Raw genomic sequence first — 17,035 nt, 5'->3', positions numbered from 1 at the left:
ACCTCACCGGCAGGGCTGGCGGAGCGGCAGCTCCGGCAGGTACCGCTGCCACACCTCGTCCATGCCGGTGGCCGCGTCGCCGGTCACGTCGCAGATCCGTTCCGTGGCCGATCCGGCGTCGAGTGTCCACAGCCGGGTCGTGCCGTCCTCCCCCGCGCTGGCCAGGACGTCGCCGTCCGGGCTGAAGGCGAGCGAGCCGATCCGGCCGGTGTGCCCGCTGAGCGAGCCGCCGAGTTGTTCGGGGCGGAGGGGATCGCGCACGTCCCAGAGCCGCAAGGTCAGGTCGGCGCCCGCCGTCGCCAGGGTCGCGCCGTCGGGGCTGAACGCGAGGGCGCTGGTCTCGCCGGTGCGGCCGGTCTTGAGCGTGGCGAGGGGCTGGGCGTCGTGGGGGTCGGCCACGTCCCACAGTTGCACGGTGGGGCCCGCGCCCGTGGTGGCCAGGACGGTGCCGTCCGGACTGAACGCCACCAGGTCGAGGCCGTCCGCCGCCGGATTCAGGGGCAGGCCGAGGGGCGCGGGCTGGGCGCGGTCGCCGGTGTCCCAGAGCTGAACGCCGCCGAAGCCGTCCGCGACGGCCAGCGTGTCGCCGTCGCGGCCGAACGCGATCGACAGGACGCCGCTGATGCTGGCGTCGAACGGTTCGCCGAGCGGGACGGGGGCGGCGGGGTCGGTGATGTCCCACAGGATCGCCGTGCCGTCGGCGTGGCCGGTGGCGAGCGTGCCGCCGCCCGGGCTGAACGCCAGCGCGGTGACGGGGGTGTCGGGGGTGTCGGCGGTGCTGGGGAGGCCGGCCGTGCCGGCGGTACCGGTCCCAGCGCCGGCCGTGCCGGCGGTACCGGTCCCAGCGCCGGCCGTGCCGGCGGTACCGGTCCCAGCGCCGACGGTGTCGTCGGTACCGGTCGCGGCGCCGGCGGTGTCGTCGGTACCGGTCGCGGCGCCGGCGGCGCCAGCGGTGTCGGCATCGGCGGATCCGAGCGGCGTGGGGCGGGCCGGGTCACCGACGTCCACCAGCCGCACGCCGGCCGCCTCGCCGCCCGCGAGCGCCATCGTCCTCCCGTCCGGACTGACCGCCAGCAGGCGGACGGGTGCCAGGCTCTGGGCCAGGGACGGGGGCAGCGACGGGCCCAGAGGCCGGGGGTGGGACGGGTCGCCGGTGTCCCACAGGCCCGAGGTCAGGAGGTCGCCGGTGGTGGCGAGGGCCGTACCCCCGGCGGCGAACGCGGCGGCGAGGGGGACGTCCGCGCCGGTGAGGAGGGTGGTGTCGGGGAGGTTCCACAGCCGCACGGTCGTGTCGGCGCCGCCGCTGGCGAGCGTCCGGCCGTCCGGGCTGAACGCGAGGGTGGTGACGGCGGCGGTGTGGCCGGGCAGCGGGCCGCCGAGCCGGACCGGGTGGAGCGGGTCGGTGACGTTCCAGAGGCGGACCGTTCCGTCGTCGCTGGCCGTCGCGAGCGTCCGGCCGTCCGGACTGAGGGCCAGCGCGTTGACGCCGCCGGTGTGGCCGATGAGCGGCGGGCCGAGGGAGGTGACGTCGGCCGGGTCGCCGGTGTCCCACAGCCGGACCGTTCCGTCGGCGCTGCCGGTGGCCATGAGCCCGCCGGAGGCGTCGAAGACGATGGCGTCGACGGTGCCGGTATGGCCGGGCAGCGGATCGCCGAGCCGCTCGGGGTGGGCCGCGTCGCCGACGTCGAACAGCAGCACCTCGTCGGCCGCCGTGCCGACGGCCAGCGTGTCGCTTCCGGGGCGGAACAGCATCGTGGTGAACGTGCCCTCAGCGCCGGGGAGTTCGGTCGGCCCGGGTGGGGAGGCGGCGTGGAGGTCCCACAGCCACACCTCCTCGCTCGTCCCGCCGTCCGGCTCGGCCGCGTGCGCGGTGACCAGCGTGCCGCCGTCCGGGCTGAACTCCTGTGCGACCACCGGCAGTCCGGTGCCGGTGAGCGGCTCACCGGTCCGGCGCGGATGGCGTGGGTCGTCGGTGTTCCACAGCCGCACCGAGCCGTCGGAGCTCCCGGCGGCCAGCGCCGTGCCGTCCGGGCTGAAGTCCACCGTCACCCGGCCGACGACGGGAGTGCGCAGCGGGTCGCCGAGGGAGGTGACGTCGGCCGGGTCGCCGGTGTCCCACAGCCGGATCTTGCCGTCGAAGCCGCCGGCCGCCAGGACAGACGTGCTCCGGCTGTGGGTCAGCGAGTTGACCGTCCCGGTGTGGTCGGGCAGGGGGTCGGCGGAACGGACCGGGGCGAACGGGTCACCGGTATCCCACGTCTGCACGGTCCCGCGTTCCCCGGTGCTCACGAGCAGAGAGCCCTCGGGATCGAACGTCACGTTCTGCACCGGGTCGCTGTGACCGATCAGGGGCATGGACAGGACGGCGTTCGCGTCGTTGATCAACCGGGCTTGCACGTCCGGGTCTTCGGGCCGTCTGCGGTGTGCGGCGAGGTCGAACTGCGCGGCCAGGGACGGGTCCGTAGCACGCAACGCCTCGGCCTCGGCCAGGATCTGACGGAAGAGGGCGGTGTCGCGCTCGGCGTCGGCGGCTTCGCGCTGCACGAGGGCGACGTAGGCGGTGGCGCACGCGATCAGCGTGAGCGCCGTCCCGGCGGCCTGCCAGGCGCGCCGCAACCGCGTGGCGCGGCGGGCGCGTTGGAGCGACGCGGTGAGGAAGGCGGCGGCCAGGTCGGTCGCCCGGCCGACCTGGGCGGCGGCGTCCTCCAGGCGGCTGCCGCTGAAGAGCATGGTGGGGTCGCGGAGGGCGCGGTTCCAGTCGGCGGCGGCCTCTTCGAGCTTCTGCCGGGTGAGCCGGTCGTCGCGGTCGGCCGTGATCCATTCGCGCAGCCGGGGCCAGGACTTGATCAGCGCCTCGTGGGTGATGCTGACGATGTCCTGCTCGCGGGTCAGCAGCCGGCCGCGAGCGAAAGCGTCGAGGGCGACGGCGGGCACGTCGGTGACCGGGAGGCGGCGGCGGGCGTCCTCGGTGCCGTCGGGGCTGTTCCCGATGCGGACCAGGCGCAGGAACATCGTGTGCGCGGCCTGTTGGTCCGGCTTCGCCAGGCTCTTGAAGATCTGGTCGGCGGAGGTGGCGATGGCGTGGTGGATGCCGCCGGTCGCCCGGTATCCCTCAAGGGTCAGTGTGCGGCCGTGGCGTTGCTGCCAGGTGGTGCGCAAAGCGTGGGCGAGCAGCGGGAGTCGGCCGGACTCGTAGGTGGGATGGCCGAGGTCGTTCAACAGGACTTCGACCAGGCCGGGTTCGACCGCCAGCCCGGTGTCGTGGGCGGGGTGGGTGATGGCCTGCCGCAGTCCGTCCTCGGAAAGCGGTCCGACCACGATCTGGCGGGTCTGCAACGCGGAGCGCAGGCGCGGGTAGTCGGCACAGTGGGGGTAGTAGTCGGAGCGCAGGCCGTAGACGACGAGGGCGAGGGGCTCTTCGCCGTCGGGGCCCGGCTCGGACAGCGCTTCGAGGAGGTCGAAGAAGGCCCAGCGTTCCTCCTCACGTTTGCAGAGGGAGAACACTTCCTCCAACTGGTCGACGACCAGGACCAGTCGGCTTCCGCCGTCGCGGCGGCGCCGGTGGCCCGGAGGGACCTCCCCGGCCGGGGGGCCGGGCCGGGGCAGGTCCTGGAGTAATCGCCGCAGGAGGGAGACGCACGCGGTCGGCTCCCGGGCGACGGCCGCCACGAGACGCTCCGGCTCGGCGCCGGTGACTCCGGCCAGTTCGGCGGTCAGGGTCTCGAACGGGTGGGCGGTGGGGGTGAAGAGGAGACGCGGCCAGCGCGCGGAGCCGGGCAGCTTGCCGTCGGCGAGCGCGGGCAGCACACCGGCCTTGAGCAGCGACGACTTGCCCGCCCCCGAGGGCGCGACGAGGATCAGCGGCCCACCGCCGCGGCGGCCCTGGTCGAGGGCTTCGAGCACCTCGGCGGTCAGGTGGTCCCGGCCGAAGAACCAGCGGGCGTCCTCCTCCTCGAAGGCCGCCAGTCCGGGGTAGGGGCACGCGGCGTCGATCGCCTCCGGGGACGGGGACGAGTCCGCCGCCAGGACCCGGCGGGTGCCGTCCGCGTAGTGGACGTGCACGTCACCGCGCTGGGTGATGACCTGATCGCCGACCGCCTGGTACACCCGCCCCTGCCCGGAGGCTTCGGCACGGAGCCGGACGGTTGCGGTATCGGCGTCCTCGACGTCTCCGGCGCCCTCGGCTGCTTCGGCGTCCCCCGCGTCCCCGGCCGTTTCGGATTCTTCGCGTTCTCCGGACTCCGAAGCCGCCCCGGCCGCCCCGGCCGCCTCCGCGCCAGCCGGGTCCGCCGCGTCCGCCGCGTCCGCCGGGTCCGCCGCGTCCGCCGCGTCCGCCGGGTCCGCCGGGTCGTCACCGGGCGGCCGGATCACCTCAGCGCTCAACGTCCGTCGCCCGCTCGGTGATGTGCTGGTCACCGGCCGCCTGATAGATCCGCGCGTTCCCGGACGCGCGGGCCTTCATCACGATCGACCCGACCCGCGACCGCTCCCCGGCGGACAAGGCGGGCGTCAGCTCCTCCTCCACCAGGCGCCGCAGCTCCGCCGCGAGGTGCGGCTGGTCACGCACGAGCTGTTGCAGGCGCAGCCGCCAGGCGCCGATCAGTGCCTGCTCGGTGTCCTCGTCGCCCTCCTGCCGCGCGGTGACGATCTGCGGCCGGACCGCGTCGAGGTCGGCGCCGACCGCCTCCGCGTCGTCGTCGGCGCGCGCGGCGCCGCGCCACCACGCGACCGTCGCGTTCCTCACCTGCTGCCACCCGTCCGTGGCCATGGCGCTCACCAGCGCCGTGCCCGCCGCCAGAACGATCGGATCCATACCGGGTCCCTCCCCTTCGTTCCCCGCGTTCCCCTGTGTTCCCCGCGTTCCGCCGCATTCCCCTTGTCCCCATGGTGCCAGCGCGGGTGTGCCGGTGGGACGGTCTCCGCGTACTGTTCGGATATGGGCGATTCGTCGCATTCGAGCACCGAGGTGCTGGACCCGTTGCTGGTCCGGGCGGTGCGGGAGACCGGAGCCTATGGCGGCGCGGTCCTCCTGCTGCCGCCAGGCGGCGACCGGGTACTGCGGCTGGCCACGGTGACTGGCGTGCCGCCGGCGTTCGCCCGGTCCTGGCGACGGGTGGGGATCGACATCCCGACCCCACTCGCCGAGTCGGTGCGCGAGCGGCGGCTGATGTGGATGGGCGTCGGGGAGATGGCCCGCCGCTATCCGCAGGCGGCGGTCGCGGCGCCGTATCCGTTCGCCGTCGCCGACGTGCCCCTGCTGACCGGCGACATCTGCTGGGGCGCGCTGGTGCTGCTGTGGCCGGGCGCGCGTCCGGCGGAGCTGTCGCCGGAGGAGCTGGCGACGGTGGAGGCCGCGGGCGAGCGGCTGGCCCGCGTGCTGTCCGAGACGGACCGGGCGGGGCGGCCGGTGACGGCGGGCGACGAGCCGCGGTTCGTGGCGCGGCCACGCGAGCGGACGCCGGGGGCCGCCGAGGCGCTGGCGGCGGCCGACTTCGCGGAGCGACTGCCGGAAGGGTGCTGCGCGCTGGATCTGGACGGCCGGATCACGTTCGCCAACCGGGCCGCGGCCGAGCTGCTGGACGTGGGCGTTCCCGAGCTGCTGGGCGGGTACGTGCGGGAGGCGCTGCCGTGGCTGAGCGCCACCGCGTACGAGGACCGGTACCGGGCGGCGGTGCTGAGCCAGGCTCCCACCTTCCTCACGGCCCGGCGCCCGCCGGACCGGTGGCTGCGTTTCGACCTCTGGCCGGACCCGGCGGGCATCAGCATGGTCATCACGGAGATCGGGCGGCAGACCCGCGCCGAGACGACGGAACGGGCGGGCGCCACGGAACGGGCGGAGACGGTACGGACGCCGCCGCTGGCGCCCACTTCCCCGGCGGGAGACGGTGGCGAGCCCGTGCTCACCGGCGCGCTCTCCCACCTGATGCAACTCTCCGCCACCCTCACCGAGGCCACCGGGGTGGAGGAGGTGGTCGAGCTGGTCGCCGGGCAGCTCATGCCCGCCTTCGGCGCCCAGGGACTGGTGATGTTCATGGCCGAGGGCCCGCGGCTGCGCATCGTGGGCCACCGCGGCTACACCGACGAGGCCATCGAGGCTTTCGAGGGCGCGCCGCTCGGCGCGCCGCCGACACCCGCCTCCAACGCGCTGACCAGCGGCAAGCCCAGCTTTTTCGCCTCGCCCGAGGAGCTGGGCCGGGAGTACCCCGGCGTCCCGGCGCTGGTCCAGAAGGCCGCGTGGGCGTATCTGCCACTGGTCACCTCAGGCAAGCCGGTCGGCTGCTGCGTCCTGTCCTACGAACGCCCGCACCACTTCCCCGCCGAGGAACGCGCCATCCTCACCTCCCTCGCCGGATTGATCGCCCAGGCGCTCGAGCGCGCCCACCTCCACGACGCCACCCAGCAGCTCGCCCGCCGCCTCCAGGACGGGTTGCTGCCGCGCGAACTGCCGGAGATCCCGGGCCTGGACGTCGCCGCCCGGTACCTGCCCGCCACGCGCGGCATGGAGATCGGCGGTGACTTCTACGACCTCATCCGCCTCGACGGCACCACGACCGTCGCGGCGACCATCGGCGACGTGCAGGGGCACAACGTGACGGCCGCCGCGCTGATGGGCCAGGTCAGAACGGCCGTGCGCGCGGCGGCGGGCGCGGCCCCCGGCGAGGTCCTGGCCCGGACGAACAAGCTGCTGGTCGACCTGGACCCGGGCCTGTTCACCAGCTGTCTCTATGTCGACATCGATCTGGCGCACCACCGCGCCCGACTGGCCAACGCGGGCCACCCGCCGCCGCTGCTGCGCCGTCCGGACGGGGAGGTCACGGTGCTGCGGATGCCGCCGGGGCCGCTGCTCGGGATCGTGCGCCGGGCCGAGTATCCGGCCATCGAGGTGCCGTTCCCGCCGGGCGCCGTGCTGGTCCTGTACACGGACGGGCTGGTCGAGACGCCCGGCATCGATCTGGACGTGGCCACCGACGAGCTCGCCGGCCACCTGGCGCGCTACGGCTCCGTTGCGGACCGGTCGACCGACGAGGTCGCGGACGCGCTGCTGGGGCACGCGCGGCAGACCGCCTCGCGCAGCGACGACATCGCGCTGCTGCTGATCAGCCCGCGGTGACGGCGGCGGGTTCGTCCACCGCCCCGGGGTCCCGCGTGCCGGCCGTGCCATAGGCGGTGCGGGACCACGGCGCGTTCGTCGCGGTGACGGGCGCGGCTGGCGTTGCCTCGGCGCGGGATCCGGGTTCGTCAACGAGTGGATCGCGGCGGACGCCGCGGCCCTCGCCGAGCTGTCCGCGCTGGCCGGGGCGGGCCGCCCGACGACGCGGATCGCGGAGACCCTGCCTCTCGCCGAGGCGGCCCAGGCGGCCCAGGCGCACGAGCGTCTGGCGAAGGGCGGCCCGCGGGGCCGCCTGGTGCTGGTGCCATCACGTTCAGGCGACCGGCCGGCCGGGGCGGGCCGGGGGCCGCCAGGCGGCCGACCGGTCAATCGGCCGCCCGGGCTCCGCCGGTCAATCGGTCAGTCAATCGGCCGGTCGGCCGCCCGGTCAGTCAGGAACCGGCGGTCTTCAGGCCCAGCGGAGTGGCGATCTCGGCCTCCATGACCCGGCCGGCCTGGCGCTCCAGGTCGCCGTCCTCCGCGTCGCTGTCCGTGTCCAGCCCGTCCAGCTCGGCGAGCGGCGTGTCCAGACGCACGTGGGCGACGAGGGATTGCAGCGCGCGCAGGGCGGCGCTGGCGGTGGGGCCCCAGTTCGACAGGTAGGAGAACTGCCACCACCACAGTGCCTCGCTGACCCGGCCCTCGGAGTAGTGGGCCATGCCGTGCCTGAGGTCGCTGATGATGTCGGCCAGGTCGTCCGAGATCCGGGCGGCCACGGGGGTGCTGCGCGGCACGTACGGGTCGAACACCTCGGAGTAGACGTCGATCGGCGCCAGCAGCCCGGCCAGCCGCTCGCGCAGCTCGTCCATGTCCGGCTCGGGGCCGGTGTCCGGCTCGTACCGCTCCTCGGGAACGATGTCCTCATACGCGCCCAACCGACCGCCCGCGAGCAGCACTTGGGACACCTGCAACAGCAGGTAGGGCACCGCGCTGTCCGGGTCGTCGCCCTTGGCCACCTCGGTGACCGCGACGATGAAGCTCTCGACTTGGTCGGCGATCTGGACGGCGAAATCGTCCGGACCGGCGGCAGAGACGCCCGCGGCGGGGACGCCGGTGGCCGGGCCGCCCGTGACCAGGTCACCATGGACCGGCGCCGGGGCCGGGGCGCCGGTGGCCAGGCCGGTGGCCGGTCGCTGCGGCATCGCTTCGGACATCACGTGGTCGCCTCCCCAAAGGTCATCGCAGGTGCGACGGCTACGCGCTTCGCGTGTACGTCCGCCCGTGCGCCCGCGCCGGCGGCGCCTGCATCGCCTGCATTACACATCAAGCAGCCGTCTACCCTCGAAGGCGCGTCCCAAGGTGACCTCGTCGGCATACTCCAAGTCTCCCCCGACTGGCAGGCCACTGGCTAGCCGGGTGACGCGAAGGCCCAGTGAGCTGACCATACGCGCCAGGTAGGTCGCGGTGGCCTCGCCCTCCAGGTTCGGGTCGGTGGCCAGGATCAGCTCGGTGACCGCGCCGTCCGCCAGGCGGGCCAGCAGCTCCCTGATCCGCAGGTCGTCGGGGCCCACGCCGTCGATGGGGCTGATGGCCCCGCCCAGCACGTGGTACCGGCCGCGGAATTCGCGGGTGCGCTCGATGGCGACGATGTCCTTGGGCTCCTCGACCACGCAGATCACCGAGAGGTCGCGGCGCGGATCGAGGCAGACGCGGCAGCGTTCGTCCTGCGCCACGTTCCCGCACTCGGCGCAGAACCGCACCTTCTCCTTCACCTCGGTGAGGGCGTGCGCGAGGCGGCGGACGTCGGCGGGCTCGGCCTGGAGGATGTGGAAGGCGATCCGCTGAGCGCTCTTCGGGCCGACGCCCGGCAGCCGACCCAGCTCGTCGATGAGCTCCTGGACTACGCCTTCATACACGGAACGCCCCGTCCTCTCGCCTGCGCTCGCTCATGCCGTCCGTCTCGTGCCGTCCGTCTCGTGCCGTCCGTCGTCCGGGATCAGAAGGGCAATCCGGGGAGGCCGCCACCGCCGCCGAGGCCCTCCGCGAGCGGACCGAGCTTGACCTTGGCCAGCTCCTGGGCCGCGTGGTTCGCGTCGCGGACCGCGGCGATCACGAGATCCGCGAGGGTCTCGGTGTCCTCCGGATCGACCGCGTTCGGATCGATCACCAGACCGGTCAGCTCGCCGGCGCCGGTGACCGTGGCCTTGACCAGGCCACCGCCCGCGCTGCCCTCGACGGGCGTCTCGGCCAGCTCCTGCTGGGCCGCGGCGAGATCCTGCTGCATCTTCTGGGCCTGCTGCAGCAGCTGCTGCATGTCGACCCCACCACCGGGGAACACGGCCTCACTCCTGGCTCGTCGGCAACGGTGCGTACCCCTTGAGCCTACGGGCTCGGGCCGCCGGGGTCTCACTCGTGGTGAAACTCCTCGATAACGGTCGCCCCCAGCTCCTTCACGATCAGCTGATAGCCGGTGAGCGCGGTGTCGTCGAGGTCCGGATCGTCCTCCTCCGGCACGTCGTCCTCGACGGCGACGGGGGGCGGTGGTGGCGGGGACGGCGCGATCGACTCGGGCGAGGGACGCGGCACGGCGGGAGCCGGCTGCCGCGGAGCGGGCGCGGCGGCCGGGGGTGGCGGGGGCGGCGCCACCGGCTGCGGCGCGGGTGCCACGGGCCGCACCCCGCCGCCTCCGCCGCCCGTGTCCCCGCCACCGGTGTCGACGACGGTCTCGATGCGCCACTGCACGCCCAGCTTGTCGCCGAGGACCTGCCGCAGGACGTCCTCACTCCCGCTGTTCACGAAGCTGTCCCGGGCCCCGGCGGTGGCGAACCCGAGCCGCAGCGTGCCGGCGTCGAAGCCGACGACCTGCGCGTTCTGGCTGAGCAGAATCCAGCTGAACCGCCGCCGCCCCTTGACCGCGTCCAGGATCTCCGGCCACATCTGCCGCACCCGCTCCGGATCGCCGGCCCCGCCGCCACCTCCACCGGGTGGCGCCTGCGGCTGCGGCTGCTGCTGCGGAGCGGGCGCGGCGGCCGGAGGCGTCGCCGCCCCGGTGGGCCAGGCCCCGGGCCGGGCCGCGGGCGCTGATGCCTCAGCGGTCGCCGGGGGCGCGGCGGGCGTCGGCCAGGCCCCGGGTCGCGCGGCGGGCTGCGGCTCCGCGCGGGGGGGCTCCGGCTCCGCCTGCCGGGGCTGCTGCGGCTGCTGCGGTGGCGGTGGCGGCGCGGGAGCGTGCACCGGCGGCGCGACCTCCACCCGCACGGGGGCCTGCGCGGGAGGCGGCGCGGACATGGACACCACCGTCCCGCCCCCCCTCTCCAGCCGCTCCAGCCGGCTGAGCAGGGACCGCTCGTCCCCGTACGCCGCCGGAAGCAGCACCCGGGAGCAGATCAGCTCCAGCTGAAGCCGCGGCGAGGTGGCGCCCCGCATCTCCGTCAGGCCGCTGTTGACCAGATCGGCCGCCCGGCTCAGCTCGGCCGGGCCGAGCTTGGTGGCCTGCGCCCGCATCCGCTCCAGCACATCGGCGGGCACGTCGATCAGCCCCTTGTCGGCCGCGTCCGGCACGGCCGCCAGGATCAGCAGGTCCCGCAGCCGCTCCAGCAGATCGGTGACGAACCGCCGCGGGTCGTGACCGCCCTCGATCACCCGGTCCACGATCCCGAACGTCGCCGCGCCGTCCCCCGCCGCGAAGGCGTCGACGACCGCGTCGAGCAGCGCCCCGTCCGTATACCCGAGCAGGGCCGTGGCCATCTCGTAGGTGACCCCGGCCTCCCCGGCCCCGGCCAGGAGCTGATCCATGACGGACATCGAGTCCCGCACCGACCCGCCCCCGGCCCGCACGACGAGCGGCAGCACGGGCCCCTCCACCGGAATGGCCTCGTGCTCGCACACCTCCGCCAGATAGTCCCGCAGCGTCCCGGGCGGCACGAGCCGGAAGGGATAGTGGTGCGTGCGCGACCGGATGGTGCCGATGACCTTCTCGGGCTCGGTCGTGGCGAAGATGAACTTCAGATGCTCGGGCGGCTCCTCCACCACCTTCAGCAGGGCGTTGAACCCCGCCGGGGTGACCATGTGCGCCTCATCGATGATGTAGATCTTGTACCGACTCGACGCCGGCCCGAAGAACGCCTTCTCCCGCAGGTCCCTGGCGTCGTCCACACCACCGTGCGAGGCGGCGTCGATCTCGATCACATCAATGGACCCGGGCCCGTTCCGCGCGAGGTCCCGACAGGACTGGCACTCCCCGCACGGCGCGGGCGTCGGCCCGCTCTCACAGTTGAGACAGCGGGCGAGGATGCGCGCGCTGGTCGTCTTGCCACAGCCACGCGGCCCGCTGAAGAGATAGGCGTGGTTGACCCGGTTGTTCCGCAGGGCCTGCTGCAACGGATCGGTCACGTGCTCCTGCCCGATGACCTCGGCGAAGGTCTCGGGTCGGTAGCGGCGGTACAGCGCGAGGGAGGACACGTCTCCGACGATATCGGCCCCCACTGACACAGGAGGGCCCCTCACGCACCCGCGAGAGCTCACCTACCCTTGCTGCCTTCCGGCCCTGGGGGAGTTCAGCGAGATAGCGCCACGTGAGGGGCTATCGCCAACCCTACCGGATCCCCACCCCCCACCCCTCCCTCACCCAACGGTTCGCGACCACGGACCATGGTCTTGTAAGGTGTCCGACGGAGGATTCGCCTAGTGGCCTAGGGCGCACGCTTGGAAAGCGTGTTGGGTTCACACCCTCACGAGTTCGAATCTCGTATCCTCCGCCCAGCTCTCACCGGGCTGAACGAAGGCCCCGCCGCCATCCACGGCCGGGGCCTTCGTTGTGTTCCGTCTCAGTTTCCGTCTCAGTTCGGGCCGGGTGTCCCCCACAGCGCGTCCCCGACCTGGCCCGCGACCGTCTTCAACACGGACTCGGTGACGTGCATGTACCGGGCCCGCATCCGCGCGGCCCCGCCCGGCTCCCAACCCATGATCGAGTCCACCACGACGTCGGGAACGCCGAGGACCAGAAGCACCGTGGCGGCGGTGTGACGAGCGTCAATGCTGCCGCCCGTCCCGGACACCCGCATCGCGCAGGAGCTGCTTCCACACGTGGTAGTCGGTGTTGGGACTGAGCGGCCCGCCGGTGGGAGAGGCGAAGACGTAGCGCTCACGATGTCGGCGACGCCAGTACGGCCAACCTACTCGTCCAAGCGACTCAGCGGGATGGGCGGGCGAACCGCTCGTGCGCATCCGGGCTTGGGGCGGCCAGCGATGTGTCGAGCGCCGCCTGATTCACCGGGCGGGGCTGGATCGACGCACCACGAGCTTCCCACTTCGACACCATGCGGTCGCTCACGCCCAAGTGGGCCGCGAACGCCTCGATGCTCATCCGCTTGGCCTGCCGCAGGGCCCGTACCTCGACACCGGTCCAGATCTCGACTGTGGCCACCAGTCTCGTCCCCCTCCTCCTCCCGTCCGGTGGGGGCGATTACAGCAGGTCTCCGGGAAGTTGGGCGTACTTCTTGGCCAAGGCGGCGATGACGTCGTGCGTCTCGGGGAAAGTGACCTCGTCGATCTGGCTGATCGCGCGGACGCCGATGGCGACGTTAGTGGCGAAGGCCGCGTCAAAGCCGGGCAGGTCGTCCCGCCGCACCGGCTCGGTGGTGTGCTCGTGGGCCTGCCGCAGCAGCTCCATCGTGGTACCCGTCAAATACTCCGCCTCCGGCCAGATGACCTGGCCGTCCCGGACGAACCCCACGTTCCAGGTGCCGCCCTCGGAGACACGGGACTCCTCGTCCACGAACAACGCGTCGTCGAACCCAGCCCGTTGGGCCGCCCGCCGGTGCCGCAGCGAGCCGAACAGGCCGACGCTCTTCACCTCGGGCATGTCCCGCGTATACACGACCGAACGCACCCGCAGCGGCGCCAGCGGCAGGGCAGCGGCCGGCCGCGTCGTCACCAGCACCTGCGGGTGCGCGTCCGCGCCGATGTGCCGCAGGTCCAGCGCGGGGTCGAAGACAGTGATCCGGACAATGCCGGCCTCGCTCTCCGGCGCGGCACGGCGGGCGAACTCCCGGACCCGCTCAACATCCAACTCCACATCGAACAGCGCCCGGCAGTCACGGGCCAGCCGCTCCAGATGCAGCCCGAGCCCCCGCACCCGGCCGTCCTCGACCCGCATCGACGTGAAGTGCCCATAGTTGGTCAACGCCAGACTCTGCAGAACCCCCAGGTCAACCGGGACGCCATTCAGCTCAGCCATGCGCCCAGCATGACACCCACCACGGCGCCAGCGTGCCGTTCACTGCCCGGGCCATCCGCACCGACGCGGTGGAGAACGCCGTCCGCGCCGTGCCCCGGCATCTGTTCGCTCCCGAAGCATCGCTCGTCCGGGCATACGCCCCGGAGGACGCCGTCATCACGAAGAGGGACGAGAACGGGGTCGCTCTCAGCTCCGTCTCTGCCGCCCGCATCCAGGCATTCATGCTGGAGCAAGCGGAAGTCCGCCCCGGCATGCGGGTTCTGGAGATCGGATCGGGTGACTACAACGCGGCCCTGATCGCCGAACTCGTCGGCGAGGACGGCCAGGTCACGAGCATCGACATCGACCCGGAGGTCATCGGCCGCGCCCGCCGCCTCCTTGATGAAGCGGGCTATGAACGTGTCACCACCCTCGTCGCGGACGGTGAGCTGGGGGCGCCGGAGCAGAGCCCGTTCGACCGGATCATCGTCGCCGTCGGCGCCTGGGACATCCCTCCGGCGTGGTTCGAGCAACTCACCGATGAGGGACGGATCGTCGTTCCGCTCCGCGTGCGCGGCCTGACCCGCTCCGTGGCCTTCGAACGGAACGGCGACCACCTGGTGAGCCGGGACTACGAGTTGTGCGGCTTCGTCCCGATGCAGGGCGCGGGTGAGAACCGCGTGCAGCTCGTTCTGCTGCACACCGAGAAGGAGGAGGAGGAGGAGGAGGTCGGTCTCCGCCGATGGTCAGCGGGTGGACGTGGACCGGCTGCGCGACGCCCTGGCTCAGCCCCGGGTCGAGGCGTGGTCCGAGGTCACCGTTGGCGGCATGAAGCCCTTCGACGACCTCGATCTGTGGCTGGCGACACGCCTGCCGGACCACCCCTCCTCACCGGGACGGTGGCCGCACGCGACCGTGGCCTCGTTGCTTCCGCCTCGCCACTCGGTGTCTCGACGCTGGTCGACGGTGCGAGCTTCGCCTACCGCACGGTCCGGCCGACGAATCCGGAGCGGGCCCTCTTTGAGTTCGGCGCCTACGGGCACGGCCCGGATGCCCAGAAGGCGGCGGAACGGCTGATCGAGGAGATCCAGACCTGGGACCGCGACCAGCGCTCCCACCACGCGCGGTACCAAGCGCACCCCGTCGGCACACCCGGCGCGCACCTCGCCGTCGACCGCGTGATCGACAAACGACACACCCGCGTCACGATCTCCTGGCCCACCCGTCAGCAGTCCTGATCCGGGCCAGGTCCCGCAAAGAGCACATCCGCCCATCCACACGAGGAGAACCGAATTGGCAGCGGCAGTACCGAACTCGACGGTCGCCCAGTCCGACTTCGATCTGGACATCACGATCGTCGAGCAGGGGCCGGTCATCGCCGAGCTTATGAACGACACCGGAGACGGCTGTGTCCAGACGTGCCAGAGCGCTCGCCGCCTGGAAACGCCCCGACGACCCCAACAAGCCCTACATCTCCGGCCTGATCGCCGAACCGCACGAAGCGTAACCGATCGAGCACGATGCGCGATATCTGCTCGGCAGCGAGCCCGTGTTTCACCGGGTGGGAGAGCCGTACCAGCAAGACGCCGATGGCGAAGTGTTCCGTTGTGACCTTCATGTCTTCGAGCACCTCCGGCGCAGAATCGAAGTGGCCAACGTCAACACAACGCCGCCGCGTGGTTGAGATGGGGCCGGTAGGTCGCTAGCGTCGTCCCCGTAGTCGGCTGACCACGCATGGGGGTGGGGATGGCGCGGCCGTCTGACTGGAGCCCGGTCGGCATGGAGTCTGACCCGACGCCGGGTGATCCGGAACAGGTTCGCGAACTGGCCGAAGAATTACAGACCTTCGCGGACGATGTGGGGGAGGCCCTCGGCAAGATCCGCGGAATGGCCTCCGACCGTGCCGTGCTGGACTGGGCCGGCCTGTCAGCGGAGGCGTTTCGTTCGGAGTTCGATGACGTTCCAAGCAACCTGACCAAGTTGCAGACGTCGTACGACATGGCGGCCGATGCGTTGGCCACGTACTGGCCCAAGCTCCAGACGGCACAGGGGATGGCGGACCGGGCGCTGGAGCGGGCGATCGCTGCGCAGGCCGATCTCACCGGAGCCCAGGTCGAGTTGGGCGGTGCGCAGGACTGGCTCTTCCGTGCGGGCGAGGAAGCCGAACGCCTCCAGTACGAGCAGGCCCGGGATGGTCCAGAGCCGCCCTCGGAGTCGGAGGTGCGTGGCGCGGTCCGCGATCAGCAGGCCGCCCAAGCTGCTGCCACCGCGGCCGAGAACCGGGTCACGGACGCGGAGGAGCACCTGTCAGCCGCGCGTGACTTGGCCGCGCAGGCACGGGAGATGCGGGAAGAGGCAGCCCGCACCTGCACCCGGGAGATCGACGAAGCCTCGGACGCCGGAATCCACAACCGCAGTTGGTGGGAACGCGCCGTCGACTGGGCCCGCGACAACTGGGACACCCTCGTCGAAGCCTGCAAACTCGTCGTGGCCGTCCTTGGCATCGTCGTGATGATCATCGGCGGCCCCCTGGCCTGGGTGGTCCTGGCCGCCGCCCTCATCGTTCTCGCCGACACCCTCGTGAAGTACGCCAGAGGTCAGGCAACGTTGCTTGACGTAGCCTTCGCAGCTGTCAATGCCTCTTCGTACAGTGATTCCGCTGCTGGTCAGAGGGGGTGCGGCCGTGTGGTGGATCGGCGTGCGCGTGGTCACGCGGGTGGCCGGAGAGACTTTGGGCGGGAGCTGCCGGGGGGCGAGAGAGCGGGGGGCCGTACGCTTGCCAGCGGATCGGGCAGCCTTGGCCTGCCCGGTGTTGTGCCCGATGGGCCCCCCGCTCTTCGAGGCTCGCCCCCCGGTGGCTGCCTAAAGTCTCGGAGGCCGCCCGCCCCGGCACGCCCTTTCCGTTCCTGCTTGTTGTGTCGGGAGGAGTCAGTCCGCGGGAGGTCGGTTGTACTTCTGCATCGCCACCTTGGAAGTTGAAGCGTCCTGGAAGACGAGTTCCCACGGTCCGGTGTTGATGTCGAATTCCTTGCCGAAGCCGACCCACTTGCCGGACATCCTCCGATCGGTCAGCTCAATCACGAGCTGTATGGCGCCGTGGTAGCGGGCGCCCTGGTAGTAGCCGTCGGTGGCGGTCTGCTCTGACCAAGTGCCGGTCGCGACCTTGCCGTCGACTTGCAGGTCGATCGTCAGGGAGGAGTCGGAGGAGCCGGGAAGGCTGCGGACCGTCAGTTTGTCGCCGTGCTGGAGGATCACCACGTGGTGCAATCCGGTGTGCTTCTCGTCGCGTCCGGAGCTGAAGTATTCGTAGCGAGAGAGCCAGATGCCGGAGTAGTTGGTGTGGGTGCGCGGTGCGGCGGAGGGCTGTGCTACCGGGGTTGGTGGCGTGGCGGCGGGGATGCCGTCTGGTGATGTCTCGACGTCGTGTCCTCCGTGTTCGTCGTCGGTTACCCGGGCCAGTGGGACGGGGGTTGTGAAGCCGAGGGCTTCGATGGGGATACCGGTCACTTGCTCCAGCGCGCGGGCGTGGACCGGGCGGGGGTTGCACGTCGTCCCCGCTTCCCAGCGTTGCACGAGGCGCTTGGAGGCTCCGGGGATGCCTGCCTCGCGTAGTGCCTTGGCGAAGTCGTCTTGACTCATGAGCAGGCCCATGCGGACGGCCCTGAGTGAGGAGTTGGGTGTTGCGCTCATGGAAGGCACAGTAGACGCCTAGTGGGAGAAATGTCACCGGA

At 72.3% G+C, this 17,035-nt stretch carries 13 protein-coding genes, 1 tRNA gene, 1 other RNA gene and 2 pseudogenes; 6 read left to right on the top strand and 11 right to left on the bottom strand.

The genetic code is table 11. The features are described 5' to 3' along the window. Window positions 1–3: 3 nt before the first annotated feature. Together OIE51_RS15365 and OIE51_RS15360 are read right to left on the bottom strand one after the other, a co-directional pair. Complete coding sequence (locus tag OIE51_RS15365; protein WP_326598239.1) at window positions 4–4,383, bottom strand: NACHT and WD repeat domain-containing protein; 4,380 nt, start codon at window positions 4,381–4,383, stop codon at window positions 4–6. Beyond that, the gene (locus OIE51_RS15360) at window positions 4,373–4,813 is read right to left on the bottom strand and encodes a hypothetical protein (RefSeq protein WP_326598238.1); all 441 of its coding nucleotides are present in this window, start codon (window positions 4,811–4,813) and stop codon (window positions 4,373–4,375) included. The genes OIE51_RS15365 and OIE51_RS15360 overlap by 11 nt, the downstream gene beginning before the upstream one ends. A gap of 123 nt (window positions 4,814–4,936) precedes the next feature. Between OIE51_RS15360 and OIE51_RS15355 the strand changes: the two genes are divergently transcribed. Together OIE51_RS15355 and OIE51_RS15350 are read left to right on the top strand one after the other, a co-directional pair. Further along, complete coding sequence (locus OIE51_RS15355) at window positions 4,937–7,111, top strand: SpoIIE family protein phosphatase (protein ID WP_326598236.1); 2,175 nt, start codon at window positions 4,937–4,939, stop codon at window positions 7,109–7,111. Window positions 7,112–7,160: 49 nt separating this feature from the next. Then, window positions 7,161–7,595, top strand: coding sequence for a zinc-binding dehydrogenase (locus OIE51_RS15350; protein WP_326600645.1), 435 nt, complete (start codon window positions 7,161–7,163; stop codon window positions 7,593–7,595). Here OIE51_RS15350 and OIE51_RS15345 read toward each other — a convergent pair. The 5 genes from OIE51_RS15345 to ffs all read right to left on the bottom strand — a co-directional run bounded on the left by OIE51_RS15345 (window position 7,543) and on the right by ffs (window position 11,674). Further along, window positions 7,543–8,304 (bottom strand): DUF5063 domain-containing protein, encoded by a 762-nt coding sequence (locus OIE51_RS15345; RefSeq protein WP_326598235.1) that lies wholly within the window; start codon window positions 8,302–8,304, stop codon window positions 7,543–7,545. The two genes, OIE51_RS15350 and OIE51_RS15345, sit on opposite strands and share 53 nt — an antisense overlap. Window positions 8,305–8,406: 102 nt before the next feature. Then, window positions 8,407–9,006, bottom strand: a complete 600-nt coding sequence (gene recR, locus OIE51_RS15340; protein WP_326598234.1) for a recombination mediator RecR — start codon at window positions 9,004–9,006, stop codon at window positions 8,407–8,409. Between the two features lie 80 nt (window positions 9,007–9,086). Further along, window positions 9,087–9,428, bottom strand: coding sequence for a YbaB/EbfC family nucleoid-associated protein (locus OIE51_RS15335; protein ID WP_326598233.1), 342 nt, complete (start codon window positions 9,426–9,428; stop codon window positions 9,087–9,089). Between the two features lie 68 nt (window positions 9,429–9,496). Beyond that, window positions 9,497–11,548 carry a DNA polymerase III subunit gamma and tau gene (locus OIE51_RS15330; RefSeq protein WP_326598232.1) on the bottom strand — a complete coding sequence of 684 codons (2,052 nt, stop codon included), beginning with the start codon at window positions 11,546–11,548 and terminating at the stop codon, window positions 9,497–9,499. A gap of 29 nt (window positions 11,549–11,577) precedes the next feature. Then, window positions 11,578–11,674: signal recognition particle sRNA small type (gene ffs / locus OIE51_RS15325), an RNA gene on the bottom strand. A gap of 85 nt (window positions 11,675–11,759) precedes the next feature. Here ffs and OIE51_RS15320 point away from each other — a divergent pair. Then, a tRNA-Ser gene (locus tag OIE51_RS15320) sits at window positions 11,760–11,844 on the top strand. A gap of 81 nt (window positions 11,845–11,925) precedes the next feature. Here OIE51_RS15320 and OIE51_RS15315 read toward each other — a convergent pair. The 3 genes and pseudogenes from OIE51_RS15315 to OIE51_RS15305 all read right to left on the bottom strand — a co-directional run. Next, window positions 11,926–12,232, bottom strand: a pseudogene (locus tag OIE51_RS15315) (tyrosine-type recombinase/integrase); the annotation flags it as partial. Between the two features lie 46 nt (window positions 12,233–12,278). Then, entirely contained in the window at window positions 12,279–12,512 is a 234-nt protein-coding gene (locus OIE51_RS15310; RefSeq protein WP_326598231.1) for a helix-turn-helix domain-containing protein, read from the bottom strand. A 39-nt stretch (window positions 12,513–12,551) separates the two neighbouring features. Next, complete coding sequence (locus tag OIE51_RS15305) at window positions 12,552–13,325, bottom strand: aminotransferase class IV family protein (protein WP_326598230.1); 774 nt, start codon at window positions 13,323–13,325, stop codon at window positions 12,552–12,554. Window positions 13,326–13,357: 32 nt separating this feature from the next. Between OIE51_RS15305 and fxlM the strand changes: the two genes are divergently transcribed. From fxlM to OIE51_RS15295, 3 genes and pseudogenes are all read left to right on the top strand, one after another. Then, a complete protein-coding gene (fxlM, locus tag OIE51_RS15300; RefSeq protein WP_326598229.1) occupies window positions 13,358–14,542 on the top strand; it encodes a methyltransferase, FxLD system in 1,185 nt (394 codons plus the stop codon). A 55-nt stretch (window positions 14,543–14,597) separates the two neighbouring features. After that, window positions 14,598–14,690 (top strand): annotated as a pseudogene (locus OIE51_RS26975) (hypothetical protein); the annotation flags it as partial. A 393-nt stretch (window positions 14,691–15,083) separates the two neighbouring features. Continuing rightward, entirely contained in the window at window positions 15,084–16,283 is a 1,200-nt protein-coding gene (locus tag OIE51_RS15295; protein WP_326598228.1) for a WXG100 family type VII secretion target, read from the top strand. Here the strand turns inward: OIE51_RS15295 and OIE51_RS15290 are convergent. Then, window positions 16,233–16,994 carry a helix-turn-helix domain-containing protein gene (locus OIE51_RS15290; RefSeq protein WP_326597110.1) on the bottom strand — a complete coding sequence of 254 codons (762 nt, stop codon included), beginning with the start codon at window positions 16,992–16,994 and terminating at the stop codon, window positions 16,233–16,235. The genes OIE51_RS15295 and OIE51_RS15290 overlap by 51 nt on opposite strands. Window positions 16,995–17,035: the final 41 nt, after the last annotated feature.

Source organism: Streptomyces sp. NBC_01803, assembly GCF_035917415.1.
Lineage (GTDB): Bacteria > Actinomycetota > Actinomycetes > Streptomycetales > Streptomycetaceae > Streptomyces.
Note: the sequence above shows the minus strand (reverse complement) of the source record. Positions and strands in the feature narration are given on the sequence as shown.

Bases quoted from the DNA above. Each gene is read 5' to 3' on its own strand.
- OIE51_RS15345 (WP_326598235.1), bottom strand. From the start codon at position 8,304: ATGTCCGAAGCGATGCCGCAGCGACCGGCCACCGGCCTGGCCACCGGC.
- OIE51_RS15360 (WP_326598238.1), bottom strand. From the start codon at position 4,813: ATGGATCCGATCGTTCTGGCGGCGGGCACGGCGCTGGTGAGCGCCATG.
- OIE51_RS15355 (WP_326598236.1), top strand. From the start codon at position 4,937: ATGGGCGATTCGTCGCATTCGAGCACCGAGGTGCTGGACCCGTTGCTG.
- OIE51_RS15295 (WP_326598228.1), top strand. From the start codon at position 15,084: ATGGAGTCTGACCCGACGCCGGGTGATCCGGAACAGGTTCGCGAACTG.
- OIE51_RS15305 (WP_326598230.1), bottom strand. From the start codon at position 13,325: ATGGCTGAGCTGAATGGCGTCCCGGTTGACCTGGGGGTTCTGCAGAGT.
- OIE51_RS15290 (WP_326597110.1), bottom strand. From the start codon at position 16,994: ATGAGCGCAACACCCAACTCCTCACTCAGGGCCGTCCGCATGGGCCTG.